The sequence below is a fragment of the Ensifer sp. GW823-FHT05D09 genome (assembly GCF_058795755.1).
Genome location: NZ_JBXAIA010000001.1, coordinates 383,566 through 407,229 on the forward strand (window position 1 = coordinate 383,566; position 23,664 = coordinate 407,229).

The following is a 23,664-nucleotide window of genomic DNA, read 5'->3' on the forward strand; positions in this document are numbered from 1 at the left end:
TTGGTTATGGCGGTGTGCCTGGACCGAACTTAGCTCTGGCGGTTCTTGGCGTTGTTGCCCTTGGGCTTCGGCTTGAAGCCGCCGTCCTTGCCGGCGTTCGGCTTGGGCTTCTTCTTGGTCCAGGCCTCGCGGTTTTCCGGCGGCTTGTCGTCGGTGTGGGCCGGGGCGGCGGCGTAGGCCGGCTTCTTGTCGAACTTGCGCTTCGGCTTGAAGTCGCCGTCGCTGCGCGCCGCATCGTCGGAATAGGGGCGCTTCTTGGCAAAGGCCGGCTTGTCCTTGGAATAGGCGGGCTTGTCCTTGGAGAAGTTCGGCTTGTCCTTCGAGAAGCTCGGCTTCTCCTGGCGCTGTTGCGACATATCAGGCGCGCCGGGAAGCGTCTTAACCCGGATACCCTTCTCCAGCATGCCTTCCTTGCCGATCGACGACAGGAAGCGCTCGGCGCCGTCGGCCGTCATCTCGACGAAGGTTTCGTCCTGCTGCATGCGGATCGCGCCGATGTCGCGCTTGGTCAGCTTGCCGTGACGGCACAGCATCGGGATCAGCCAGCGCGGCTCGGCGCTCTGCTTGCGGCCGACCGAGAGCGAAAACCAGCTGCCGTCGCTGAAGTCGGCGCGCGGCGCGTCATAGTCTTCGCGCGGCGCGGACTTCTCGTCGCGGCGCGGCTTGGCGCGGCTGTCGCCGACGGCAACCTCGATCAGATCTTCAGGCGCGGAGCGACCCGAGCGGAACTGGCGCACGAAGGCGGCAGCCATCTGTTCGGCACCATGAAGCTCGATCAGGGCGCGCACGATTTCTTCTTCGTCTTCGCGGATCGGCTCGGCAAAGCTGGTGTCGGCAAGCAGGCGCTCGTCGTCGCGGCGGCTGACTTCGTCGGCCGACGGCGGACGGGCCCAGTTGGCGGTGATGCGGGCGTTTTCGAGCAGGCGCTCGGCCTTGCGGCGCTGGCTCACCGGCACGATCAGGGCGCTGACGCCCTTCTGGCCGGCACGGCCGGTGCGGCCGCTGCGGTGCAGGAGCGTATCCGGATTGGTCGGCAGGTCGGCGTGGATGACCAGCTCCAGGCCGGGCAGGTCGATGCCGCGGGCGGCAACGTCGGTGGCGATGCAGACGCGGGCGCGACCGTCGCGCATGGCCTGCAGCGCATGGGTGCGTTCGTTCTGGCTGAGCTCGCCCGACAGCGCCACGACCGAGAAGCCGCGGTTGTTGAAGCGGGCGGTCAGATGGTTGACTGCTGCACGGGTCGAGCAGAAGACGATCGCGTTCTTGGCTTCATAGTAGCGCAGGACGTTGATGATCGCGTTTTCGCGGTCGTTCGATGCGACGGTCAGCGCGCGGTATTCGATGTCGACGTGCTGCTTCTGTTCCGAAGCAGTGCTGATGCGAACGGCGTCGCGCTGATAGTTCTTGGCAAGCGTAGCGATCGAGCGCGGCACGGTTGCCGAGAACATCAGGGTGCGGCGATCGTCCGGCGATTCCTCGAGGATGAATTCGAGGTCTTCGCGGAAGCCGAGGTCAAGCATCTCGTCGGCCTCGTCGAGCACGACGGCGCTGAGCGACGAGATGTCGAGCGAGTTGCGGCGGATGTGGTCACAAAGGCGGCCGGGGGTGCCGACGACGATGTGGGCGCCGCGCTCCAGCGCGCGCTTCTCGGTGCGCATGTCCATGCCGCCGACGCACGACGTGATCGTCGCGCCGGTCTGTTCATAGAGCCATTCGAGTTCGCGCTTGACCTGCAGCGCCAGTTCGCGCGTCGGTGCGATCACCAGCGCCAGCGGCGCGCCGGGGGCGCTGAAGCGACGCTCGTTGCCGAGCAGGGTCGGGGCCAGCGCCAGGCCGAAGGCGACGGTCTTGCCGGAGCCGGTCTGGGCCGATACCAGCGCATCCTTGCCCGCAAGCTCGGGATCGCGCATCGCCTTTTGAACCGGCGTCAACTCGTTGTAACCGCGTTTTGCCAACGCCTCGGCGATCGCAGGCGCGATCCCTTCGAATTCTGTCATCTCTCGTCTTTCGGATTTCGGTTTTCGCGCCGGTAAACGAACAAGACCTTGGATCAGGTCGTCATCAGGCGCCGATTGCCGCGGCCAGCATCTTGTCGCCGGCCTGTTCATGGCGCGCTACATACCCGTTCGGGCCTTAAATGTACAGTGCGCCGCTCAGGCGCCGGGTTCGTCGCTGCGCCGACCGAATTCGTTCGGCCCGTTGACGCCCGGCCAGAGGCAGAGCGCGATGAAAACGACGGGGCTCAACACCGGGATGAACAGGCAAAGCGCGAGCGGTCCGGGATAACCGATGTCGTGCAGCCGCTTGATGGCCAGCATGGCGATCGACAGCGTGGAAGCGAGGCCGGACACGATCAGCGCCAGCGTCCAGAGGGCCAGCGCTGTGTTGTGATTTTCGTTGGCGAACATCTGCGCGACGACAAAACCGCCGATCAGAAGCCAGAAGAGCCAAGACAGGAAAAAGGGCAGGCGGGTGATGCGGCCGGAGGGGCTGAAGAACAGCCAGATCATGTTCGGCTGCCGCCCCTCCGGTGTCATCTGATCAGTCTCGAAGCAGTTCGTTGATGCCGGTCTTGGAGCGGGTCTTCTCGTCGACGCGCTTGACGATGACGGCGCAGTAAAGGTTCGGGGCCGGCTGGCCATTGCCCATGGTCGAGCCCGACGGCATCGAGCCGGCGACGACGACGGAGTAGGGCGGCACTTCGCCATAGGTCACTTCGCCGGTGGCGCGGTCGACGATCTTCGTCGACTTGCCGATGAAGACGCCCATGCCGAGAACCGAGCCTTCGCGCACGATGCAGCCTTCCACGACCTCGGAGCGGGCACCGATGAAGCAGTTGTCCTCGATGATAGTCGGACCAGCCTGCATCGGTTCCAGCACGCCGCCGATGCCGACGCCGCCGGAGAGATGCACGTGCTTGCCGATCTGGGCGCAGGAACCGACCGTTGCCCAGGTATCGACCATCGTGCCTTCACCGACATAGGCGCCGAGGTTGACAAAGGACGGCATCAGGATCGCGTTCGGGGCGATATAGGCCGAGCGGCGCACGACGCAGTTCGGCACGGCGCGGAAGCCGGCCTTTTCGAATTCGTTGACGCTCCAGCCGTCGAACTTGGAGGCGACCTTGTCCCACCAGACGGATTCTCCCGGGCCGCCCCGCACGATCTCCATCGGGTTGAGACGGAAGGAGAGCAGCACCGCCTTCTTCAGCCATTGATTGACGGTCCAATTTCCGTCGGCGCCGCGCTCTGCCACCCGCACTTTGCCGCTGTCGAGCAGGTTCAGTGCCGTCTCCACGGCATCGCGCACCGCGCCGCGCGTTCCCGTGTTGACGGAATCGCGGTCGTCAAAAGCGGTGTCGATCGTCTGCGACAGGGAGGTCAGGTCGTGGTTCGTCATCGGAATTCCTTAAAGTTCGGCGGTTATCCTGGCAAAGCTCTACTGCATAATTCCGCAAATCGGAATCGATTTAAGGACAAAATTAAGCAGCAACACGATCTGCGGCTAAGGGTGTTCCTAGCCGGCTGGAGCCACGTGGCGCCCGAGGCCGTTCCGGAAAAGTTGAACCGCTTTTCGGCGCGACCGTCCCGGCAGGGCTTGGCAAGCTCGGACGACTCCGGCATCAGGGGCATTCATGACCGATGAAACAGGATAGGACGCGTCCGCCCGAGATGCCGATTGTCCGGAACGCGACGGGAAAGACGATAGCATGGCACGCATGAAGAAGCGCAACCTGCGCCGTAAGGATGGGGTTTGGGATCCGCTGGCGGATAGCTCGCAGAGCCGGCAACGGGCGCAGACGGTTCCGCTGACGCCCCAATCGGCTTCGCCAGCCTATCGCCTCGCCTATATCGACGATGATTTTCTTTGCCGCGAGGAGCTGCGCCCGGTGCGTTTGCAGCTCGAACTCTTGAAGACCGAAATGATGCTGGAGGAACACGGCATCAACTCGACCGTCGTGATGTTCGGTGGCGCCCGCATCCCCGAGCCCGGCGGTGACGCCTGGGCGGCCAAGAACGAAACGCAGCGCAAGAACCTCGAGGCAGCCTCGGTCTACTACGACGAGGCGCGCAAGTTCGCGCGGCTTTGCTCGGAGCATTCAGCCAAGCTGCACCACAAGGAGTACGTGGTCGTCACCGGCGGCGGGCCGGGTGTGATGGAGGCGGGCAACCGTGGCGCCGACGATGTCGGTGCTCCGTCGATCGGTCTCAACATCGTCTTGCCGCACGAGCAGGCGCCGAACCGCTTCGTGACGCCGGAGCTGTCGTTCAACTTCCACTATTTCGCGATCCGCAAGATGCATTTCCTGCTGCGCGCAAAGGCAGTGGTGGTCTTCCCGGGCGGATTCGGAACGCTCGACGAGTTGTTCGAGACAATGACGCTGATGCAGACCGGACGTATGGCTCTGGTCCCGCTGATCCTCTTCGGCGAGAAATTCTGGCGCACCATCATCAATTTCGAGGCGCTCGCCGAATTCGGCACGATCGCACCGAACGATGTTGACCTGCTGCGCTTCGTCGATACCGCCGATGAAGCCTGGGAGATCATCTCCAGCTTCTATCAGACCGTCGATTCCAAAACCGTGCCGATGGCAAACGGCAGGCGCTAGAGAGCTCTGCTTGTTCGGGTGCAATGCTCGTTTGGCGGATAGACAACGCCGCGCGCCATATCTGGCGCGCGGCGTTGTCGTATCGGGATCTGAAATTCACGCCTCCCCCTTGCGATCGTGTCCGATGCCAGGGGGAGGCGCCACGCAGACGACACGCTCCACCGGGGGGAGGGAGAGTGTCGTCATCCGGGTTTGATTTTGCTGGCTTAGACCTTCTTGCTGAAGTCGGCCGCGTCGATGACTCCATCGCCATTCTTGTCGCGACGCTTGAACATCTTCTCGGAAGCACTTGCGACCTCGGCAGCGCTTAGAGAGCCGTTGCCGTCGGTATCGACGCGCTTGAAGGCCTTCGGCCGCATGCCGGGCACCATCGCGGGCCGGGCTTCCCTAAGTTGGGCAAGGGCTGCGTCGCGCTCCTTGCCGTCCTTGCCCTTGGCTTCGTGCCACGCCTGGCGGGCGTCGCGGAACGCCTGGCGCTTCGCCTTCATCTCGTCGGCGCTGATCTGGCCATCGCCATTGGTGTCGAAAGTCTTGAAGTTCGTGGTCATGCGCGCCTGAAACTCATCGAGTGAAACCTTGGAATCACTGTTGGTGTCCAGTCGCTTGATCATGCGCTCGGCGCGCTGTTCGGGCGTCATCTTGTCTCTGGCGGCGAATGACGGCGCAGCCACTCCCGTGACGGCTATGGCAAGGGCGGTCACACCAAGGATCAGGGCTCTGTTACGCATTATGCTTCCTTTCGCTAGGGGTATCCCTGAGCGAATGATAGGCAGCTGGACGATGCGCACCAGTTAAACTTTGGTAATTTAAGTCTTTGGCGGGAAACGGGTTTTTCCCTGGCCAAATTGTGTCGGCGTCAGAGGTCGGCGATCACGCGCTTGAGGAAGCCGGCGAGATCCTCGGTGACGTAGTCGATCTGCTCGTCCTGGTCGTTGGACTGCTCCCAGGATTCGGCGAACTCGTATTCGAAGTTGCGCGGCACCAAGAGAACCGTCTTCATTCCCAGCGTCTTGGGGACGAGCAGGTTGCGCGGCAGGTCCTCGAACATCGCCGCGTTGCGGGTGTCGACCCGGTGCAGGCTCATGAACTTGTCATAGGTTTCGCCCGCCGGCTTCGGCACGAAATCGGCAGCGACGATATCGAAGATATCGTTGAAGTGATCGAGGATGCCGAGCGCCTGCGCGGTCATCTCCGCATGCGCGACGCTGCCGTTGGTGAAGATGAACTTGCGTCCCGGCAGCGCCTTGATGGCGTCGCCCAGCGTCGGGTCCGGTGGCACGATGCTGTAGTCGATCGCGTGGGCCTTTTCGAGGAACTCGTTCGGGTCGATCCCGTGGTGGATCATCAGGCCTTTGAGCGTCGTGCCGTGATCGCGGTAATAGTCCTTCTGCAACTTCTTCGCATCCGCCGGCTCCAGCGACAAAAGCGCGGCAACATAGGCCGTCATGTTGCGGTCGATCTGCGAGAACAGATTGACGTGGTGCGGATAGAGCGTGTTGTCCAGGTCGAACACCCAGTCGGTGACATGGGAGAAATCGTCGTGGGTCGGCAGGCGGTCGAGCTTTTTCATGACTGCCTTATGACATGGCGGTGATGGGCGGCAAACGACAAAATGCAAAGTCGCGGCACGGGTTGTCCTTCAGGTGAAAACATTTCCACTTTGAATTGCCAAAACGGCATGGCATCTTTCGTGCGGGGCGGTTCTTCACGCGGGACGGCAGATGCACATGTCGGACGAAGTGTTCTATCTGCTGTTTCTGTTCGGGTTTTACGCAACGACCGTCGTCACCTATTTCGCTTTAGGCTACGGTCTGAGCTGGTTCAACGCGCGCAATCCGGAGCGCAAGATCCAGAAGGGACGCGGCTCCGACAGGCGCCGCAAGGCGGAGATCCGCCAGAGCCTGGCGTCGATGTTCAGCGCCTGCCTGCCGCTGACCATCGGCCTCTACGTGCAGCAGAAAGGCTGGGCGCCGGCGCCCTGGGCGCTGCGCTGGTGGGCAGCGGTACCGCTCTTCGTGCTCTGCATGTTCCTCTACGATACCTGGTTCTATTTCATGCATCGCCTGCTGCACACCAGGTGGCTCTTCCCGCTGCACGCCCTTCATCACAAAAGCGTCGCGCCAACGATCTGGAGCACCTATTCGGAAGATGTCATCGACAACTTCCTCTTGCAGAGTTATTCGGCCGTCATCGTTTTCATCGTTCCGTTCCCGCCGGCAATCCTCATCGGGCACCGATTGTTCGAACATTTCAACGGCATGATCGGTCACTGCGGCTTTGAGTATTTCGCCGCGTCGACGGCGCGCTATCCGTCGCCCCTGTTGTGCACCACGTTCCATGACCAGCATCATTCCAGCTTCCGGTACAACTACGGCAACTATTTCTCCTTCTGGGATCGCCTGCTCGGCACGATCGCGCCGACCTACGACCAGAGCGTGAAGGTCTTCGAAGAAGAAGGCCCGCCGCTCGTCCTCCGGCGGGCCGGCGAACTGGCGGACGTTCAGGAAAAGCCGGACTGATATCGACCTGCGCTGGTATAATTCGCCTTGGCTGTACGGAGTTCTTGGCAATCTCAGGATCGGCATGCTAGCTCGCAGCCATGGAAACCTGGGTACTCATCACCGTCGCTGCGGCCTTCCTTCAGAATGTCCGCTCCGCCATGCAGAAACACCTGAAGGGCGTGATGGGCACGACCGGCGCGACCTTCGTGCGCTTCGGTTTCGGTCTGCCTTTTGCGCTTCTTTATCTCTTCGTGCTCTGGCAGGTGGTGGGCCGTCCGCTGTCGGTGCCGAACGGCACCTTCTTCCTCTGGGCGGTGATCGGCGGGCTTGCGCAGATCGCGGCGACCTTCCTGCTCGTCCATCTGTTCTCCTTCCGCAACTTTGCGGTCGGCACCGCCTATTCGCGCACCGAGCCGGCACAGGCCGCTCTCTTTGGCCTCATCTTCCTCGGAGAGCATGCGAGCCAGGGCACGCTGGTGGCGATCGCCATCTCGGTCGTCGGCGTGATGCTGATCTCGGTCGCGCGCACAACACTCAGCCCACGCTCGCTGGTCACGTCGGTTTTCAGCCGCACCGCCGGCATCGGCCTTCTCTCGGGAACGTTCTTCGGGCTTTCGGCCGTCGCCTATCGTTCGGCTTCTCTGGCGCTGGCGCCCAGCCTGCCGGCGCCCGATTACATGATGCAGGCGAGTTTCACGCTCGGCTTCGTCATCCTGCTGCAGACGATTGTCATGCTCATCTGGATCGTGGTGCGCGAGCCGGGCGAACTGAAGCTCATCGCCGCCGCCTGGAAGCCGGCCTTCGTCGTCGGCTTCGTCGGCGCCTCCGCCTCGTTCGGCTGGTTCATGGCGATGACCTTGCAGCAGGCGGCGATCGTCAAGGTGGTGGCGCAGGTCGAGATGCTATTCACATTCGCCTCGTCCTTCTTCATCTTCCGCGAGTGGATCAATCGTCTCGAACTTCTCGGGTGCCTGCTGATCGTGCTCGGCGTGGTGACGCTCGTCCTGATCTGACAACGTGCTGATCTGAAAAAATAGACGCCCGAAAACCGGCGTCTCTTCGCCCTGCGGTCGTGGTAGAACCACGCCATGTTGTTCGATCTTCCTTCAGATGAAACGCTCTACGACGCCCTGATGGCGCGAAGCACCGAGTACGAAGGTTCAGCCTTCGTCTGCGTCAAGACAACAGGCGTCTTCTGCCGCCTGTCCTGCCCAGCCCGCAAGCCGAAGCGGGAAAACACCATTTTCGTGGGCTCGATCGGCACCTGCCTGGAGACGGGGTTCCGTCCCTGCCAGCGCTGCCGGCCGCTCGCCACCTTCGGCGCCAAGGATCCGCTGGTGCAAGAGCTGCTGCAGGCGCTGGAGGCAGCACCTGAGCGGCGCTGGAGCGAGGATGATATCGTGCGACGCGGGCTCGATCCGTCGACTGTCCGACGGGCGTTCAAACGCAATCTCGGCATCACCTTTCTCGATCTGGCGCGGTATCGCCGCCTGGGGCTTGCTGCCCGCCAACTCGCCGACGGAGGGCGCGTGATCGACGCCCAGCTCGAAGCCGGCTACGAATCGCCGAGCGGCTTTCGTGCCGCCTTCCAGCGATTGCTTGGCGACGCGCCGGCCGCCGCTTTCGGGCGGGAGCTGCTCTCCTTCGATTGGCTCGAGACGCCGATCGGCCCCATGGTCGCGATCGGCGACGCCACACATCTGCATCTGCTCGAGTTCCACGATCGCAAAGCATTGCCGACTGAACTCGCGGCGCTGAAGCGCGCGACACGCTCGGCGATTGTCCCCGGCAGGACGGCGCCGATCGAAAGGATTGAAGGCGAGTTGAAGGCCTATTTTGCGGGCGATATGGGCGCATTCCAAACGCCGCTTGCGCCCGGCGGTACGCCTTTCGAGCGCAACGTCTGGGAGAAGCTTGTCAAAATTCCCGCCGGTGGGACGCGGTCCTATGGTGACATTGCCCGCGAGGTCGCTACGATCCAGTCCGCGCGTGCCGTGGCCAGTGCCAACGGATCCAACCGGATCGCCATCGTCATACCCTGCCACCGCTGCCTTGGCGCAGACGGTTCGCTCACGGGTTACGGCGGTGGGCTCTGGCGGAAACAGTGGCTGTTGCGGCACGAGGCGAAAGCGAAACCTGTCAGCCCGTTCGTGGAGGAAACGCAATGAACCAGAATGAAAAGGCGCTCGCCTTTGCCGCCCTGCATAAAAAGGGCGAGCCGGTGGTGCTCTACAACATCTGGGACGCCGGCAGCGCCAAGGCGGTCGCCGAGGCCGGAGCGAGGGCGCTTGCGACCGGCAGCTGGTCGATTGCCGCCGCCCATGGCTTCGGCGATGGCGAGAAGGTGCCGCTGGCGCTGCTGACCGATATAGCCCGGCTGATCGTCGGCTCGACGGAACTGCCGGTGACGGTGGATTTCGAGGGTGCCTATTCCGACGATCCGGAAACGGGGGCGGCCAATGTCTCGCGGCTGATCGACGCCGGCGCCATCGGCATCAATTTCGAGGATCAGGTGGTCGGCAGGTCAGGCGTGCATGCGATCGAGAAGCAGGCGGCCCGCATCCGTGCGATCCGCGAAATGGCGGACCGCCGCGGCGTGCCGTTCTTCATCAATGCCCGCACCGACCTGTTTCTGCAGGCAAGCGATGCGGCTGAGCACGCCGGCCTCGTCGATGAGGCGATTGCGCGTGGAAGGGCCTTTGCCGAAGCGGGCGCCAACGGCTTCTTCGTGCCGTGGCTGGTCGACGCGGACCTGATCGCCAAGGTCTGTGCCGCCTCGAGCCTGCCGGTCAATGTGATGATGCGGCCCGGCGCACCGGATCTGAAGACGCTGGCGGGCGCCGGCGTCGCCCGTGTCAGCTACGGGCCGTTCCCCTATCGGGCGATGATGGAAAAGTTGAAACAGGACGCTCAGGCCGTCTATCAGGCCTGAGCCAGGCGAAAAATGAAAGCGGGACACGGCCCGAAGGTCGTGTCCCGCTTTTTCATACGTCCTGGGTCGCGCCGATCAGGGAACGATCAGCGTGCCGGCGCCGCGCTCGGTGAAGATTTCGAGCAGCACCGAATGGGCCGTCTTGCCGTTGAGGATGACGACGCCCTGGACGCCGGCCTTGATGGCTTCGATGCAGGTCTCGACCTTGGGGATCATGCCGCCGGAAATGGTGCCGTCGGCGATCAGGGCGCGCGCCTGCGCCACCGAAAGTTCCTTGATCAGCTTTCCGTCCTTGTCGAGCACGCCGGGAACGTCGGTTAGGAACAGCAGGCGCGTGGCGTTGAGCGCGCCGGCGATCGCACCGGCAAAGGTGTCGGCGTTGATATTGTAGGTGTGTCCGTCGCGGCCGGGCGCCACCGGGGCGATCACCGGGATCATTTCCGAGCGGGCCAGCAGATCGATCAGCGTGCGGTCGACCTCGACCACTTCGCCGACGAAGCCCAGATCGAGCACACGTTCGATGTTGCTATCCGGGTCCTTGATGGTCTTGCGCGCCTTTTCGGCGAAGACCATGTTGCCGTCCTTGCCGCAAAGGCCGATCGCCCATTCGCCGGTCTGGTTGATGAGGGCGACGATCTCCTTGTTGATCGAGCCGGCGAGAACCATCTCGACGATCTCGACGGTCTTCTCGTCGGTGACGCGCAGGCCGCCTTCGAACTTCGATTCGATGCCCATCTTGGTCAGCATGGCGCCGATCTGCGGGCCGCCGCCGTGCACGACGATCGGGTTGACGCCCGACTGCTTCAACAGCGCGATGTCGCTGGCAAAGGCGCGGCCGAGCTCGGCATTGCCCATGGCATGGCCGCCATATTTGACGACGATCGTCTTGTTCTCGTAGCGCTGCATGTAGGGCAGGGCCTGGGTGAGCAGGCGTGCCTGGATTTCACTTTCATTGGCGGACATGGCGGACCCTCGAAAAATACCGGCTGCTGTTTAACGCATGTTTCCCGTCGATGGAATGATCGGGGAGCAACATAAAACAGCAATGACGATGCACGCTGGCGGATGGCGATTTGTGCCCTATGTCCTGTCTCAAGAATGCATCGGGTCGGGTAGGCAATGATCGACGAGGAAATTTCCAGACTGCTCGGCCGTGTTTCGCTCAGGGATCGCGCGGCCTTTGCCGAGCTTTACCGGCTGACCAGCCCGAAACTTTTCGCCATTTGTCTGCGTATCCTGAGAGACAGAGGTGAAGCGGAAGAAACGCTGCAGGAAGTCTACGTCAGAATATGGCAGCATGCCGACCGTTTTTCTCCGGGCCAGTCAACGCCGATGTCCTGGTTGGCAGCGATTGCGCGCAACCGCGCCATCGACCTGATCCGGGCACGCAAACCCATCGCCAACGCGATTGACGAAGCCTATGATTTGGCTGATCCTGCTGCCGATCCGGAAAAATCGGCAGTGGTGAGAGCGGAGGGCAGGCGGATCGATGCGTGCATGGAGGAGCTCGAGTCCGACAGGGCAAATGCCGTGCGGCGCGCCTATGTCGAAGGTCTGAGTTATCAGGAGCTGGCCGAAGTGTATGCTGTGCCGCTGAACACGATGCGAACCTGGCTGAGGCGCAGCCTGTTGAAGTTGAGAGAGTGCATGGAGCGATGACAGCGTCCACCCCAGACAAGGGAGACTTCCGCCGCGACGAGGTGATCGCCGGGGAATATGTGCTGGGCGTGCTGTCCGCCGACGACCGCCGCAAGGTCGAGGCTCGCCTTGCCTCCGACCGCAACTTTGCCGCCATGGTCACGCGCTGGCAGAACAACCTGTCGACCTTCGACGAAGCCTATGATCCCGTCGCGCCGCCCGCCCGGGCCTTTGCCGCGATCGAGCGCCGGCTGTTCGAAACCGGATCGCCGGTCGGGGCCCCGGTGCGCCCAAGTATCTGGCAATCGCTGGCGCTCTGGCGCGGGCTGGCACTCGCTTCGCTGGCTGTTGCCGGCATCCTGGGCGCCTCGCTGGCCGGATTGTTTGCGCTGCCATCGGGCGGCCGTCCGCTTGTCGCCGAGATGGCCGGCAAAGGCATCTCTGTCGATCTCGTTGCCCGTTTCGATCGGGATACGGGCCACCTCCGGGTGACGCCCGTTGCTACGCGACAGGCCGAGGAGAAATCGCTGGAGCTCTGGCTTATCAACGGCGACAACCCGGCCCTTTCGCTTGGCGTTCTGCCTCAGACCGGCGAGGGCGAAATCATCATCGCCCCGGCGATGCGCGAGAAGTTCTCGCGCGGCTCGGTCCTTGCCGTCAGCATCGAGCCGCTTGGCGGCTCGCCGACTGGTTCGGCCACCGGGCCGATCATCGCGCTCGGCAAGGCGCGCGACCTCTGACTGAGCACGTGCTGTTCTTCGTGCGCCTGTGCCGCGATCAGGACGCGTTTTCGCCCGGACGACCGGCAATCTGAAAAATTCCTGAAACTCTTTTTCGAAGGCTTCCGTTGCTTGTCATGTTCCCGAGGAGGGAATGGCAGTTTCAACGAGGCGGCTTGTTCGTCGCCTCCCTGACAGGTTCAACAGGAAGGAAGACTACGATGTTCACCTCTGGACTCCGTTCGTTCGCTACGATCGCCATACTGACGGCAAGTGCTGCAATCGCCCAGGCCGAGAACCCGATGGTCGGTGGCGCTGCGATGTATGCGGACAAGAATATCGTCGAAAACGCTGTCAACTCGAAGGATCACACGACCCTGGTCGCCGCGGTCAAGGCCGCCGGACTGGTCGAAACCCTTGAGGGCAAGGGCCCGTTCACGGTCTTTGCGCCGACGAACGAGGCTTTCGACGCCCTGCCTGCCGGCACGGTCGACACGCTCTTGAAGCCGGAAAACAAGGACAAGCTGGCGAAGGTGCTCACCTGCCATGTCGTCTCCGCCGACGCGATGTCTTCGGCCATCGCCAAGATGGTCAAGGACGATGGCGGCGAACACGATGTCAAGACGGTCGGCGGTTGCGTTCTCAAGGCCAAGGATGACGGCGGCAAGATCACGCTCACCGACGAGGCGGGCGGTACGGCCACGGTCACCATCGCCGACGTCAAGCAGTCGAATGGCGTGATCCATGTGATTGACAAGGTGCTCCTGCCCAAGGGCTGAGGTCTCTCTTCCTCCGGATCGCCGCGGCAGACATTCGCAGGCGATCCGTCGCCGGTGGTCTCATCCGTGGCACCGGCGCTCCTGCCACCGATCGCTTGCGATCGGTGGCCTTTTCAACTGGGCGCCATCACGGCGCTTTGATCGGTCTTGTTTTGCCGCCTGACCGGACGATGGTTATCTTCGACACGGCAGCGTCAGGGGCATGAAACGGAGGGTTCGATTGTGAACCGGCGGAACTTTCTGATTTTCGGCGGAACGCTGAGCGTGATCGCGATCGCGGCGGCGAAAGGGTTTCCGCTACCGGCGCGTGCGGCCTCTGGCGAAACCTTCGCGGTCACCAAGACCGACGCCGAATGGCGGGCAATCCTGACCGACGAGCAGTACCGGATCCTGCGCCACGAGGACACCGAGCGGCCGTTTACCAGCGCGCACAATAACGAGAAGCGCAAGGGCATATTTCAATGCGCCGGTTGCGCGCTCCCGGTCTACTCATCCGAAGCCAAGTATGACAGCGGCACCGGTTGGCCGAGTTTTTGGCAATCCCTGCCCGGTGGCGTGGCAACTCGCGAAGACAAGTCGCTGTTCATGACACGCACGGAATGTCACTGCCATCGCTGCGGCGGGCATCTCGGTCACGTCTTCGACGATGGCCCGCCGCCGACAGGCATGCGCCATTGCATCAATGGTTTCGCGCTGACATTCGTGCCGGCAAGCGCCTAGCGGGCTGTTCCTGCGGGTTACTACTGTCGCCCGCAGGAAAGATCACACGGCCGAAGCGCCTCAGAACGTTCCGGCTTGCGGCGAAGGCGTCTGGGCGTCGGAGAGAGCCGCCTGGAGCTTCTGCTCCTGCTCGGGCGACAACGATGTTTTCAGCACACGGCCGCGCAGGCCCGAGAATTCCGCGAGAACCTTTTCCGGTTGGACCTTGCGCACCAGGATGAACAGCGCCGACGAGTTGTTCGGAATGGTGTTGCCGAGCGATTTGATGAAGTCATCGTCGATGCCATAGTCGGTGAGCGAGCCGGAGAGCGCGCCGGCGCCGGCGCCAAGCGCGCCGCCGATGGCAAAGCCGGCGAGCGGATTGAGGAACAAGAGCCCGACGAGCCCGCCCCATATCGAGCCGGACAGGAGGCCGGATGTCGCCCCGATCGCGGTCAGGTTGAGGCTCTGTTTCAGGTGAACCTTGCCTTCCGCGTCGCGCACGACGACGACGGCGTCCTCGAGGTCGATCAGATATTCCTTCTTGAGGCCGGCGAGCTTGACGAGAACCTTGTCGGCTTCGTCAGGCGTATCGAATCCCACAACGATCAAATCGGACATGTGTCTCTCCTATCCTTGACGCCATCGCGCAAGGAAACGCGCGACCGCACGGCAGAGATAGAGCGGTTTGCATGTCAGGGTAGTGACGGAGATCAAAGACTTGTCGGAGGTTTCCGCTATCAGCGCGAAAGTGCGAGCTCGATCGTCGCGCGCAGCTCGTCGATGCCCTCACCCTTTTCTGACGAGGTGGAGAGAACCTCGGGAAAGGCGGCAGGATGCTTCTTGATCTTCTCGAGCGTTTCGGCAATTAGCCGCGGCACGCCGGCGGCCTTGATCTTGTCCGTCTTGGTCAGGATGATCTGGTAGGACACAGCCGCCTTGTCGAGCAGTGACAGCACGTCCTCGTCGTTCTTCTTGATGCCGTGGCGGGAATCGATCAGCACATAGACGCGCTTCAGCGTCGCGCGACCGCGCAGGTAGTCGAACACCAGCTTGGTCCAGGCATCCACCTGTTCCTTCGGCGCCTGGGCATAGCCGTAGCCGGGCATGTCCACCAGCGCCATCGGCGGCAAGTCACCCGCCTCGCCGGAAAAGCCATCCGGCACGAAGTAGTTGAGTTCCTGGGTGCGTCCGGGGGTGTTGGAGGTACGCGCCAAACCCTTCTGGCCGACCAGCGCATTGATCAGCGACGACTTGCCGACATTGGAACGGCCGGCAAAGGCGATTTCGGTCGGGCCTTCCGGCGGCAGGAACTTCATCGCCGGGACGCCGCGAATGAAAATCCACGGCCGGCCGAACAGCGGCTTGTCGTCTTTTGTCTTTGTGTCGGCCATCGATGTCGGTTCCTTCGTCGAGATTGGACTTGGCTTCACGGTTTTGGCCGGCGATGTCAAGCTTTCGGCGGGCTGCGGCTACCGAACGGGCCGGATTTGCTCGCGCAGGAGCTCAACCGTCAGGTAAACCAGGAGGGCCGCAAGGACGATCAGTCCGCCGACGATGGTGTTGGTGCGCGGGATCTCGCCGTGGATCGCGGCGACCCAGAGCGGTGCCAGCACGGTTTCGAGCGTGCCGAGCAGGGCGGCAAGCGCCGAGGGGATGAGCCGTGCGCCAGTGACGAACAGTGCTAGGCCAAGGCCGAAGTTGAGAGCGCCGAAGGCTACAAGGATGGCAAGGTCGATCGTGGTGACGGCAAAGCCGGAAGCCTGCGTCGCCGCAATTGTGCCAGCGACGATGGTGCCGAAGCAAGCGGCCGGTGCCATGCGGACATGGGCGTAGCGGCGGGTGATCACAGTGGCCGAGGCAAAGGCGAAGGCAATCAGCAGCGCCAGTGCATTGCCGACCGGCGAGACGCCGCCGCCAATCGAATCCGATACCATCACGACGACGCCGGCGATCACCGCGGCGATTGCCGCCCAGGTGGTGGTCGAAATACGTTCGCGGAAAAGCAGCCAGCCGATGAGGGCTGCGATCAGCGGTACGCCGGCCTGGATGAGCACGATGTTGGCGACCGTGGTGTAGGCGAGCGCCAGTATGAAGCTGGTCGAGGCGATCGCAAAACAGCAACCGACCGCAATGCCCGGCCAGCCCATCTCGCGAAACAGCCGCGCCATGTTGGCGGCGCCATCGCGCACCAGCATGAAGCCAACCAGGAAAAGGGCCGCGAAGGTCGAGCGCCAGAAGACAATCGTCCAGCCGTCGGTGATATCGAGGAACCGCGCCAGCGTGCCGCCGAAGCTCCAGACAATGGCTGAGCCGAGCACGAGCAAAACGCCGCCTGTACGGCTTTGCACTGGCGTCGTCGCTGGGCGGAGGGTCGACTGCGACATCGTCAGGATCCGGATGGCGATGGTCGGAGAATAAAGCACGATGTGCGCGCAGGCTCAGGTATCCGCGACAAAGGCTCGTCGCAAACAGGGATAAGTACCAACGAAAAAGCCCCGGACCTTTCGATCCGGGGCCTTGCAAGCGCTCTGTCTGCCGGCGTTATTCCGCCGGCTTGGGTTTCTTCGAGAACAGGTTCTTCAGATTGTCGAACAGCTCGATCTTCACGCCCTGGCGCTTCATGATGATCGACTGCTGCGCCACCGAAAGCGTGTTGTTCCAGGCCCAGTAGATGACCAGACCGGCCGGGAAGGAGGCCAGCATGAAGGTGAAGACCACGGGCATCCAGGTGAACAGCATCGCCTGGGTCGGATCGGGCGGTGTCGGGTTCATGCGCATCTGCACGAACATGGTGATGCCCATGATGATCGGCCAGACGCCGAGGTGCAGGAACGACGGTGCGTCGAACGGCAAGAGGCCGAAGAGGTTGAAGATCGTCGTCGGGTCCGGCGCGGAGAGGTCGTGGATCCAGCCGAAGAACGGTGCGTGGCGCATTTCGATGGTGATGTAGATCACCTTGTAGAGCGCGAAGAACACCGGAATCTGGATCAGGATCGGCCAGCAGCCTGCAAGCGGATTGATCTTCTCTTCCTTGTAGAGCTGCATCATTGCCTGCTGCAGGCCCATGCGGTCGTCGCCGAACTTCTTCTTCAGCTCTTCCATCTTCGGCTGAACCTTCTTCATGTTCGCCATCGAAGCGTACTGCTTATTGGCGAGCGGGAAGAACAGGAGCTTGACCACGATCGTCGTGATCAGGATGGCGATGCCGAAATTGCCGATCAAACGATAGAAGTAATCCATCATTTTGAACATCGGCTTGGTGATGAAGTAGAACCAACCCCAGTCGATCAGCTTGTCGAAGTTGGGGATCGAATAGGCGGCCTCATAATTGTCGACGACGGGAACTTCCTTGGCGCCGGCAAAAACGAGGTTCTTGAGTTCCGAGGACTGGCCGGGGGCAATGGTGATTGCGTCGCTCTTGTAGTCGCTCTGGAAGCGGGCGCGACCGTCGGTGAAGTGCGAGAAGCGGGTCTCGAAAGGGGTTGCCTGCGGCGGAATGACCGCTGCGGCCCAATATTTGTCGGTGATGCCGAGCCAGCCGCCGGTCGCCTTGCCGGGCTCGATCGCCTTGTCGTCCTCGATCTTGGAATAGCCGACTTCCTGCAGGCCATGCTCGCCGATGTAGCCGATGAAGCCTTCATGCAGAACGTAGACGCTCGGTGTCGTCGGCTTGTTGAAGCGCGTCACGCGGCCGTAGGACGACAGCGATACAGGTTCAGCCGTAGCATTCTTGATGCTGTCGACCACCTGGAACATGTAGCGGTCGTCGATCGAGATCGTGCGGTTGAAGGTGATGCCCTTCTCGTTGGTGTAGGTGAGCGTCACCGGCGTTGCGGGCGTCAGCTTGTCGCCGCCCGAAAGCGTCCAGACGGTCTGCGGACCGGGCACGCTGCCGCTTGCCGCGTCGCCGACATAACCGATTTCGGTGAAGTAACCGTCGGTGGTCTCGGCCGGGCTGAACAGGGTGATGATCGGGCTCTGCTTGCTGACGGTCTCGTGGTAGGCCTTGAGCTTGAGATCGTCGAAGCGCGCGCCAGTCAGGTTGATGGAACCGGAAACCGCAGGCGTGTCGATCGCAACGCGGGCCGACTTTGCCAGCGCCTGGTCGCGGTTTTCGCCGGTGCCGGGAACTGTGCCACCAGGCAGGGCCTGTCCGGTCGCCGGCTGTTGCGCCGTTGTACTCGGCTGCGATTGGGCCTGCTGAGCCTGTTGGGCCTGCAGCGCTTCCGCAGCGATGCGTTCCTTTTCAATCTTCGGATTGACGTAAAGGAACTGCCAGGCGACGAGGATCAGCACGGACAGGCCAATCGCCACGAAATAGTTGCGGTTTTTTTCCATCATTGTTTCCTGGAACCGGCCGGCGGCCGCTTCTGTTTCGGCTTGTTTTCGATGCGCTCGCCAAGCCCCCGGGTCAAGGCGTCGAAGGGGGCATTCAGGAGATCGCGTCGGGCGACAATCACATAGTCGTGTCCGGGTTTCATTGCAAACCCGGCGGAAAGCCGCACCGCCTCTTTCAGGCGTCGGCGCATCCGGTTTCGCTCGACGGCATTGCCGTGTTTCTTGGTGACGGTGAAGCCGACGCGGGCTTCGCCCTCCGGATCGTTGCGGTCGAGCACTTCGAGGAGAAACAGCGGGCCTCTACGGCTTTCTCCTGCCCGAACGGCCAAAAACTGCGGACGGCTTTTCAGCCGCCCGACAGTCGTTTTGTCTTTATCTGACGTCATGTGCCCGGACACTGGTTTCGGGCAACTTCGGCTTAAGCCGAAAGACGCTTGCGGCCACGAGCCCGGCGGGCTGCGAGGACCTTCTGGCCACCAGCGGTGGACATGCGTGCGCGGAAGCCGTGACGGCGCTTGCGAACAAGCTTGGACGGTTGGTAAGTACGCTTCATTTATTTAATACCGCGGTGTGCGGCCCTTCTTGGGTTTGCATGTAGCAAGGAGCGTTTACGTTCAGGACATAGCTCCGCCTGTCGGGCAGGCAGGCTTGGCCGGACGTGGGCGGCTTATAAAGGCAATTTTCCCGGAAAGTCAATCGCGCGGGCCCGTCCAACAGGCAAAAGTGATCATAGCCCGGTGTCGGCGCGACCTCGATTTCGCGCGCATGCACCGCGGCGCGCTATCTCACGTTGGTAAACAGAGAGCTAACACGCCCTCCCTAGAATGCCTGCTGTCCACGATGATCTTTATTAACCATGGATGTTTTAGCGTGGCCGCGGTGCAATAGCCGCGACCTTCCGATAACCGGGCAAGTCTCGCGGTGTCGTGGAGGCAGGGATGAAAATACGCGGTAAGATCAATCTGATCGTTGGGGTCATGAGCCTCCTGGCGATCGCGGTGACCGGCATGTCACTGTTGGTCGTTTCTCAATACAACAGCCGGTTCCATCAGTATCAGAACGCCTCAGAGCGTGCCTTCAACGGCGAGCACCTCAATCGACTGGTAACCGGCGTCGTGATGGAAGCGCGCGGAATTTACGCAGCGCCGACCACCGAAAAGGCAAAGCCCTTTGCCGAGGGCATTCTGAAGAATCTCGAAAAGATCGATGTGCTGTTCAAGGAATGGCGCCCGCTCGTGCCGGCCGACAAGCTCGGCTCGTTCGATGCGCTGACCAAGCGCGCCGAGGAATTCAAGGCGTTCCGCGTCGAAACCGCGCGTCTTAGCCAGGAAGTTTCGCCGCAGGCGGCCAACGAACAGGGCAACAACGACGCCAACCGCGCCAACCGCAAGGCCTTCCAGGCCGAGATCGACGCCGTCGTCGAAGCGAACCTCGCAACGCTTCAGACCGTCCAGGCCGACATCGCCTCGTTCGAGCGTTCTGTCATCGTCATCATTCTCGGCATCGCCGGGCTCGGGCTTGCCGTCGGTATCGGCACCGCCTTCTATATCGGCACCAACCATCTGAGCCGGCCGATCCTCGACCTGACGGGCAAGATGAAGCAGCTCGCCGGTGGCGACCTCTCCGCCGACGTGCCCTTTGCCGACCGCAAGGACGAAATCGGCGAAATGGCTGCGGCCGTGCAGATCTTCAAGCAGAACGGCCTTGCCGTTCGCGATCTCAACGCCCAGGAAGCGGCGCTGCGCGAAAAGAGCGCCGACCTGCAGACCAGCATTGGCGTCGTCGTCTCGGCCGCCGCCGCCGGTGACTTCACCAAGCGGATCGGCAAGGACTACGAGAACGACGATCTCAACCGCTTTGCGTCGAGCGTCAACGAGCTCGTCGGCAGCGTCGATGCCGGCATCGCCGAAACGCGCCGCGTCATCGCCAGCCTTGCCGGCGGCGACCTGACCCAGAGCATGAACGGCCAGTTCCAGGGCGCCTTTGCCGAACTGCAGAAGAACGTCAACGAGACGCTGTCGACGCTGCAGAAGACGCTGCGCGAAGTGCGTGTCACCACGGACTCGATCAACGGCAACTCGTCCGAGCTTCGCTCTGCCGCCGATGACCTGTCGAAGCGCACCGAACAGCAGGCGGCGGCCCTTGAAGAGACCTCGGCGGCACTCGACGAGATCACCGTGGCAGTGCGCAGTTCGACCGAGCGGGCGCAGGAAGCGACCGTGATGGTCAACGAAGCCAAGGAGAGCGCTGCCGAATCCGCCGCCGTCGTGCGCAATGCGGTCGAGGCCATGGGCCGCATCGAGCAGGCATCGAGCGAGATCGGTCAGATCACCAACGTCATCGACGAGATCGCCTTCCAGACCAACCTGCTGGCGCTGAACGCTGGCGTGGAAGCAGCGCGTGCCGGTGATGCCGGCAAGGGCTTTGCCGTCGTCGCCCAGGAAGTCCGTGAGCTTGCCCAGCGTGCGGCAAGTGCGGCCAAGGACATCAAGGCTCTGATCTCGAAGTCCGGCTCGGAAGTCGCAACCGGCGTCCGGCTGGTGCAGGAGACCGGCTCGGCGCTTGGCGAGATCGAGGAGCGCGTCCTCAAGATCAACGACCATATCCACTCGATCGCCACGGCCGCGCGCGAACAGTCGACCGGCCTTGGCGAAGTCAGCACCGCCGTCAACCAGATGGACCAGGTCACCCAGCAGAACGCCGCCATGGTGGAAGAGGCCAATGCCGCGACCCACAAGCTGTCGGCGGAGGCCAACAACCTGGCGAGCCTGATCGCCTACTTCAAGCTCGACGGGAACCAGGCCGCGCGCACGATCGCACCGGCGCGGGAAACCAGCCGTCCGGTGGAATCGCCCGCACGTCGGATGATGGGCAACGTCGCCCGCGCCTTCAGCGGCGGATCCTCGGCCGCTGTCGCCAGGGACAACTGGGAAGAATTCTGATCCGTCCGGTTTGACGGATCGCAGCCATCGACGCCCGCGGACGGTTGACGCCTCCGCGGGCGTTTTTCGTGGATAAACAGCGATCCTGGTACTGCCGTTGACGCAACAGCTTTCGTCTCACGGCAACGTGAGTTGTCTTGCCGGCCCGTTCACGCTGACGTTTTGCGACGCGACCATTCGTTATTGGTCGCCGGCGCGGATTGCCGATACTGCAAGGACAGAGTTTTCCAAGAAACGAAATCACATGTACCGAAGCGCCACCAACAGAGCCGGGGATACTCCTCCAACGCCACCACAGGCGCTTGACGAGGGTACGTCCGAGGACCGTGGCAGGATTGCGTGGCGACTGGTACTGTTGATGCTTCTCGTCGCCGGCGGTTTTGCCGCCTACGCGTTCGGTCTGCAGCGCTATTTGTCGCTGGGCGCACTCGTCCATCACCGCGAGGCGTTGCGTCTCTATGTCGAAGCCTATCCTGCCCAGGCGGCCGGTCTGTTTTTCCTCGTCTACATCGCGATCGTCGTGTTTTCGATCCCGGCTGCTTCGGTCCTGACGATCTTTGCCGGCTTTCTCTTCGGCTGTGCCGGCGGCGGGCTCCTTGCCGTGGCCGCCGCGACGCTCGGCTCCTGCCTCCTGTTTGTGGCGGCACGCAGCATGTTCGGCGATCTCTTGCGCCGACGAGCCGGGCCATTCCTCGCACGCTTTGCCGACGGGTTCTGCCGCAATGCGTTTGTCTACCTTCTCGTGCTGCGGCTGGCGCCGATCTTTCCCTTCTTCATCGTCAATATTGCGCCGGCGTTCTTCGAGGTGAGATTGCGGACGTTCGCCATGGCGACCTTGATCGGCATCATCCCCGCCACCTTCGCCTATGCCTGGCTCGGCGGTGGGCTCGATGAGGTGATCGCGCGCTCGGCCGCCGCCGGTCGCGAGCTGTCCCTGTCGGATTTTGCAACGCCGAAGCTGACCCTGGCGCTCGTGGCGCTTGCGCTCATTGCGGCATTGCCACTCGCCTTCAAGCGGGTATGGTCGCGCCGCAAGGCTGTTTGAAGGGCATGGGGCTGGCGTGGCGAAGGTCATCAATCCGGATATCTGCGTGATCGGTGGCGGTGCCGCCGGACTTTCCGTGGCGGCTGGTGCCGCCGCCTTCGGCGTTCCGGTGGTCCTGATCGAGCGGGGCATGATGGGCGGCGATTGCCTGAACCACGGGTGCGTGCCGTCGAAGACGCTGATTGCCGCTGCCAGGCACGCCCAGGCGATCCGCATGGCCGGCCGGTTCGGCCTGACGGCAAGCGAGCCCGTCGTCGACTATGAACACCTTCATGCTCGCATCCACGAGGTCATCGCCAGCATCGCCCCGCACGACAGCGTCGAGCGCTTTACCGGCCTCGGCGTCGAAGTGCTGCAATCCTCCGCCCGATTCGTCGATGAAAACACCGTTGCAGCGGGCGACCACCTCATCCGCGCCCGGCGGTTCGTGATCGCGACCGGTTCGTCTCCCGCGATCCCTGATGTTCCGGGCCTCGACAAAGTGGCGTTCCTGACCAACGAAACGCTGTTCGATCTGACCCGGTTGCCGGCTCATCTGATCGTTGTCGGTGCAGGTCCCGTTGGCATCGAGATGGCGCAGGCCTATCGCCGCCTCGGTGCCGAAGTCACCGTGATCGAAAGCCGACGGGCGCTATCGGGTGCCGATCCGGAACTGGCCGCGATCGCGATTGCCGCGCTTCGCAGCGAAGGCGTGGTCCTGCACGAGGCAACGACGATCCTGGAGGCCGTGCAAAGCGGCGGGCGGATCGTTCTGCGATGCGAGAATGGCACTGGCGCTTTCCAGGTCGAAGGCAGCGATCTCCTGCTCGCCGCAGGCCGTCGCCCGAACCATGCATCGCTCGGCTTGTCTGCAGCCGGTATAGACCACGACGCCAAGGGCATAGAGGTCGGGTCGAACCTTCGCACCAGCAATCGCCGCGTCTATGCGATCGGCGATGCTGCCGGCGGGCTGCAGTTCACCCATGTGGCGAGCTACCATGCTCGGCTCGTGCTGCAGCAGATGCTGTTCCGATTGCCGGCGCGGGAAGACCGCGCGATCGTACCGAAGGTCACCTACGCCGATCCTGAGATCGCCGAGGTCGGATGGAGCGAGACCAAGGCGCGGGAGGAATTCGGCGCCGTCGGGATCATCAGGACCGACCTCGCCCTGAGCGATCGCGCCCGCACAGACGGGGCCGAAGCCGGCCTGATCAAGATTATCGTCGGCCGCCGTGGACGCATCCTCGGCGTCGGCATTGCCGCCCCCGGCGCGGGAGAGTTGATCAACATGTGGTCGCTTGCGGTCGCGAATGCCATGACGCTCAAGCAGATCCGCGGCTATGTCGCACCCTATCCGACCCTTTCCGAGATTGGAAAACAGGCGGTCATCTCCTATTATGCGCCCCTGGCGAAGAATGCCGTCGTGCGGTCCGCCATCAGGGCCTTGCGGGTTTTCGGCTGACGGACAGGGAATTTTCGG

Annotated in this window: 24 protein-coding genes; 12 read left to right on the plus strand and 12 right to left on the minus strand. The window is 62.7% G+C overall.

All coding sequences use genetic code 11. The features are described from left to right. Positions 1–29 precede the first annotated feature (29 nt). The 3 genes from AC1Q80_RS01915 to dapD form a co-directional block, all read right to left on the minus strand. Positions 30–1,997 (minus strand): DEAD/DEAH box helicase, encoded by a 1,968-nt coding sequence (locus tag AC1Q80_RS01915; RefSeq protein ID WP_492359491.1) that lies wholly within the window; start codon positions 1,995–1,997, stop codon positions 30–32. A 156-nt stretch (positions 1,998–2,153) separates the two neighbouring features. Then, positions 2,154–2,537 carry a DUF805 domain-containing protein gene (locus AC1Q80_RS01920; RefSeq protein WP_173418844.1) on the minus strand — a complete coding sequence of 128 codons (384 nt, stop codon included), beginning with the start codon at positions 2,535–2,537 and terminating at the stop codon, positions 2,154–2,156. Positions 2,538–2,541: 4 nt separating this feature from the next. Then, positions 2,542–3,399, minus strand: coding sequence for a 2,3,4,5-tetrahydropyridine-2,6-dicarboxylate N-succinyltransferase (gene dapD, locus AC1Q80_RS01925; protein ID WP_173418845.1), 858 nt, complete (start codon positions 3,397–3,399; stop codon positions 2,542–2,544). Positions 3,400–3,709: 310 nt separating this feature from the next. Between dapD and AC1Q80_RS01930 the strand changes: the two genes are divergently transcribed. Beyond that, positions 3,710–4,609 (plus strand): LOG family protein, encoded by a 900-nt coding sequence (locus tag AC1Q80_RS01930; RefSeq protein ID WP_173418846.1) that lies wholly within the window; start codon positions 3,710–3,712, stop codon positions 4,607–4,609. A 206-nt stretch (positions 4,610–4,815) separates the two neighbouring features. On the opposite strand, the gene AC1Q80_RS01935 is transcribed toward AC1Q80_RS01930, so the two are convergent. Together AC1Q80_RS01935 and AC1Q80_RS01940 are read right to left on the minus strand one after the other, a co-directional pair. After that, entirely contained in the window at positions 4,816–5,337 is a 522-nt protein-coding gene (locus AC1Q80_RS01935) for an EF-hand domain-containing protein (RefSeq protein WP_492359492.1), read from the minus strand. Between the two features lie 128 nt (positions 5,338–5,465). Then, the gene (locus tag AC1Q80_RS01940) at positions 5,466–6,179 is read right to left on the minus strand and encodes a pyrimidine 5'-nucleotidase (protein ID WP_492359493.1); all 714 of its coding nucleotides are present in this window, start codon (positions 6,177–6,179) and stop codon (positions 5,466–5,468) included. 157 nt (positions 6,180–6,336) lie between these two features. Between AC1Q80_RS01940 and AC1Q80_RS01945 the strand changes: the two genes are divergently transcribed. The 4 genes from AC1Q80_RS01945 (at position 6,337) to AC1Q80_RS01960 (ending at position 10,042) form a co-directional block, all read left to right on the plus strand. Next, positions 6,337–7,128 carry a sterol desaturase family protein gene (locus AC1Q80_RS01945; RefSeq protein ID WP_492359494.1) on the plus strand — a complete coding sequence of 264 codons (792 nt, stop codon included), beginning with the start codon at positions 6,337–6,339 and terminating at the stop codon, positions 7,126–7,128. A gap of 80 nt (positions 7,129–7,208) precedes the next feature. Next, positions 7,209–8,123 carry an EamA family transporter gene (locus AC1Q80_RS01950; RefSeq protein WP_492359495.1) on the plus strand — a complete coding sequence of 305 codons (915 nt, stop codon included), beginning with the start codon at positions 7,209–7,211 and terminating at the stop codon, positions 8,121–8,123. A 75-nt stretch (positions 8,124–8,198) separates the two neighbouring features. After that, positions 8,199–9,278 carry a bifunctional transcriptional activator/DNA repair enzyme AdaA gene (locus AC1Q80_RS01955; RefSeq protein ID WP_492359496.1) on the plus strand — a complete coding sequence of 360 codons (1,080 nt, stop codon included), beginning with the start codon at positions 8,199–8,201 and terminating at the stop codon, positions 9,276–9,278. Beyond that, positions 9,275–10,042 carry an isocitrate lyase/PEP mutase family protein gene (locus tag AC1Q80_RS01960; RefSeq protein WP_492359497.1) on the plus strand — a complete coding sequence of 256 codons (768 nt, stop codon included), beginning with the start codon at positions 9,275–9,277 and terminating at the stop codon, positions 10,040–10,042. Before AC1Q80_RS01955 ends, AC1Q80_RS01960 begins: the two co-directional genes overlap by 4 nt. A 75-nt stretch (positions 10,043–10,117) precedes the next feature. On the opposite strand, the gene argB is transcribed toward AC1Q80_RS01960, so the two are convergent. After that, positions 10,118–11,005 (minus strand): acetylglutamate kinase, encoded by an 888-nt coding sequence (argB, locus tag AC1Q80_RS01965; protein ID WP_077502945.1) that lies wholly within the window; start codon positions 11,003–11,005, stop codon positions 10,118–10,120. Between the two features lie 156 nt (positions 11,006–11,161). Here argB and AC1Q80_RS01970 point away from each other — a divergent pair, with 156 nt between their 5' ends. The 4 genes from AC1Q80_RS01970 (at position 11,162) to msrB (ending at position 13,898) form a co-directional block, all read left to right on the plus strand. Continuing rightward, a complete protein-coding gene (locus AC1Q80_RS01970) occupies positions 11,162–11,701 on the plus strand; it encodes a sigma-70 family RNA polymerase sigma factor (RefSeq protein WP_492359498.1) in 540 nt (179 codons plus the stop codon). Continuing rightward, on the plus strand, positions 11,698–12,420 hold the full coding sequence (locus tag AC1Q80_RS01975; RefSeq protein WP_173418854.1) for an anti-sigma factor: 723 nt from the start codon (positions 11,698–11,700) through the stop codon (positions 12,418–12,420). The genes AC1Q80_RS01970 and AC1Q80_RS01975 overlap by 4 nt, the downstream gene beginning before the upstream one ends. A 200-nt stretch (positions 12,421–12,620) precedes the next feature. Beyond that, positions 12,621–13,178: a fasciclin domain-containing protein gene (locus AC1Q80_RS01980; protein ID WP_173418855.1), complete on the plus strand. Its 558-nt coding sequence runs from the start codon at positions 12,621–12,623 to the stop codon at positions 13,176–13,178. Between the two features lie 219 nt (positions 13,179–13,397). Beyond that, the gene (msrB, locus tag AC1Q80_RS01985; protein ID WP_492359846.1) at positions 13,398–13,898 is read left to right on the plus strand and encodes a peptide-methionine (R)-S-oxide reductase MsrB; all 501 of its coding nucleotides are present in this window, start codon (positions 13,398–13,400) and stop codon (positions 13,896–13,898) included. A 60-nt stretch (positions 13,899–13,958) separates the two neighbouring features. Here the strand turns inward: msrB and AC1Q80_RS01990 are convergent, their stop codons facing one another. The 6 genes from AC1Q80_RS01990 to rpmH form a co-directional block, all read right to left on the minus strand. Then, complete coding sequence (locus AC1Q80_RS01990) at positions 13,959–14,498, minus strand: DUF1269 domain-containing protein (protein ID WP_173418856.1); 540 nt, start codon at positions 14,496–14,498, stop codon at positions 13,959–13,961. Between the two features lie 119 nt (positions 14,499–14,617). Further along, positions 14,618–15,271 carry a ribosome biogenesis GTP-binding protein YihA/YsxC gene (yihA, locus tag AC1Q80_RS01995; RefSeq protein ID WP_173418857.1) on the minus strand — a complete coding sequence of 218 codons (654 nt, stop codon included), beginning with the start codon at positions 15,269–15,271 and terminating at the stop codon, positions 14,618–14,620. 78 nt (positions 15,272–15,349) lie between these two features. Next, the gene (locus AC1Q80_RS02000; RefSeq protein WP_492359499.1) at positions 15,350–16,264 is read right to left on the minus strand and encodes a DMT family transporter; all 915 of its coding nucleotides are present in this window, start codon (positions 16,262–16,264) and stop codon (positions 15,350–15,352) included. A gap of 157 nt (positions 16,265–16,421) precedes the next feature. After that, positions 16,422–18,218 (minus strand): membrane protein insertase YidC, encoded by a 1,797-nt coding sequence (gene yidC, locus AC1Q80_RS02005; RefSeq protein WP_492359847.1) that lies wholly within the window; start codon positions 18,216–18,218, stop codon positions 16,422–16,424. Then, entirely contained in the window at positions 18,218–18,616 is a 399-nt protein-coding gene (rnpA, locus tag AC1Q80_RS02010) for a ribonuclease P protein component (RefSeq protein WP_025425750.1), read from the minus strand. The genes yidC and rnpA overlap by 1 nt, the downstream gene beginning before the upstream one ends. A gap of 20 nt (positions 18,617–18,636) precedes the next feature. Next, entirely contained in the window at positions 18,637–18,771 is a 135-nt protein-coding gene (rpmH, locus tag AC1Q80_RS02015; RefSeq protein ID WP_077502936.1) for a 50S ribosomal protein L34, read from the minus strand. 385 nt (positions 18,772–19,156) lie between these two features. On the opposite strand from rpmH, the gene AC1Q80_RS02020 reads away from it, so the two are divergent. The 3 genes from AC1Q80_RS02020 (at position 19,157) to AC1Q80_RS02030 (ending at position 23,646) form a co-directional block, all read left to right on the plus strand. Beyond that, positions 19,157–21,160 carry a methyl-accepting chemotaxis protein gene (locus AC1Q80_RS02020; protein ID WP_173418860.1) on the plus strand — a complete coding sequence of 668 codons (2,004 nt, stop codon included), beginning with the start codon at positions 19,157–19,159 and terminating at the stop codon, positions 21,158–21,160. Positions 21,161–21,404: 244 nt separating this feature from the next. Further along, positions 21,405–22,205: a TVP38/TMEM64 family protein gene (locus AC1Q80_RS02025; RefSeq protein WP_492359500.1), complete on the plus strand. Its 801-nt coding sequence runs from the start codon at positions 21,405–21,407 to the stop codon at positions 22,203–22,205. A 16-nt stretch (positions 22,206–22,221) separates the two neighbouring features. After that, positions 22,222–23,646 carry a dihydrolipoyl dehydrogenase family protein gene (locus AC1Q80_RS02030; RefSeq protein WP_492359501.1) on the plus strand — a complete coding sequence of 475 codons (1,425 nt, stop codon included), beginning with the start codon at positions 22,222–22,224 and terminating at the stop codon, positions 23,644–23,646. The last annotated feature ends 18 nt before the right edge of the window (positions 23,647–23,664 follow it).

Excerpts from the sequence above, each read along its gene's own strand:
- AC1Q80_RS01915 (WP_492359491.1), bottom strand. The coding sequence starts at position 1,997 with ATGACAGAATTCGAAGGGATCGCGCCTGCGATCGCCGAGGCGTTGGCA.
- AC1Q80_RS01935 (WP_492359492.1), bottom strand. The coding sequence starts at position 5,337 with ATGCGTAACAGAGCCCTGATCCTTGGTGTGACCGCCCTTGCCATAGCC.
- yidC (WP_492359847.1), bottom strand. The coding sequence starts at position 18,218 with ATGGAAAAAAACCGCAACTATTTCGTGGCGATTGGCCTGTCCGTGCTG.
- AC1Q80_RS01955 (WP_492359496.1), top strand. The coding sequence starts at position 8,199 with ATGTTGTTCGATCTTCCTTCAGATGAAACGCTCTACGACGCCCTGATG.
- AC1Q80_RS01970 (WP_492359498.1), top strand. The coding sequence starts at position 11,162 with ATGATCGACGAGGAAATTTCCAGACTGCTCGGCCGTGTTTCGCTCAGG.
- argB (WP_077502945.1), bottom strand. The coding sequence starts at position 11,005 with ATGTCCGCCAATGAAAGTGAAATCCAGGCACGCCTGCTCACCCAGGCC.
- AC1Q80_RS01940 (WP_492359493.1), bottom strand. The coding sequence starts at position 6,179 with ATGAAAAAGCTCGACCGCCTGCCGACCCACGACGATTTCTCCCATGTC.
- AC1Q80_RS01975 (WP_173418854.1), top strand. The coding sequence starts at position 11,698 with ATGACAGCGTCCACCCCAGACAAGGGAGACTTCCGCCGCGACGAGGTG.
- AC1Q80_RS01920 (WP_173418844.1), bottom strand. The coding sequence starts at position 2,537 with ATGACACCGGAGGGGCGGCAGCCGAACATGATCTGGCTGTTCTTCAGC.
- AC1Q80_RS01960 (WP_492359497.1), top strand. The coding sequence starts at position 9,275 with ATGAACCAGAATGAAAAGGCGCTCGCCTTTGCCGCCCTGCATAAAAAG.
- dapD (WP_173418845.1), bottom strand. The coding sequence starts at position 3,399 with ATGACGAACCACGACCTGACCTCCCTGTCGCAGACGATCGACACCGCT.
- AC1Q80_RS02025 (WP_492359500.1), top strand. The coding sequence starts at position 21,405 with ATGTACCGAAGCGCCACCAACAGAGCCGGGGATACTCCTCCAACGCCA.
- AC1Q80_RS01945 (WP_492359494.1), top strand. The coding sequence starts at position 6,337 with ATGTCGGACGAAGTGTTCTATCTGCTGTTTCTGTTCGGGTTTTACGCA.
- AC1Q80_RS02020 (WP_173418860.1), top strand. The coding sequence starts at position 19,157 with ATGAAAATACGCGGTAAGATCAATCTGATCGTTGGGGTCATGAGCCTC.
- AC1Q80_RS01980 (WP_173418855.1), top strand. The coding sequence starts at position 12,621 with ATGTTCACCTCTGGACTCCGTTCGTTCGCTACGATCGCCATACTGACG.
- yihA (WP_173418857.1), bottom strand. The coding sequence starts at position 15,271 with ATGGCCGACACAAAGACAAAAGACGACAAGCCGCTGTTCGGCCGGCCG.
- AC1Q80_RS02000 (WP_492359499.1), bottom strand. The coding sequence starts at position 16,264 with ATGTCGCAGTCGACCCTCCGCCCAGCGACGACGCCAGTGCAAAGCCGT.
- AC1Q80_RS01950 (WP_492359495.1), top strand. The coding sequence starts at position 7,209 with ATGGAAACCTGGGTACTCATCACCGTCGCTGCGGCCTTCCTTCAGAAT.
- AC1Q80_RS01930 (WP_173418846.1), top strand. The coding sequence starts at position 3,710 with ATGGCACGCATGAAGAAGCGCAACCTGCGCCGTAAGGATGGGGTTTGG.
- rpmH (WP_077502936.1), bottom strand. The coding sequence starts at position 18,771 with ATGAAGCGTACTTACCAACCGTCCAAGCTTGTTCGCAAGCGCCGTCAC.
- AC1Q80_RS01990 (WP_173418856.1), bottom strand. The coding sequence starts at position 14,498 with ATGTCCGATTTGATCGTTGTGGGATTCGATACGCCTGACGAAGCCGAC.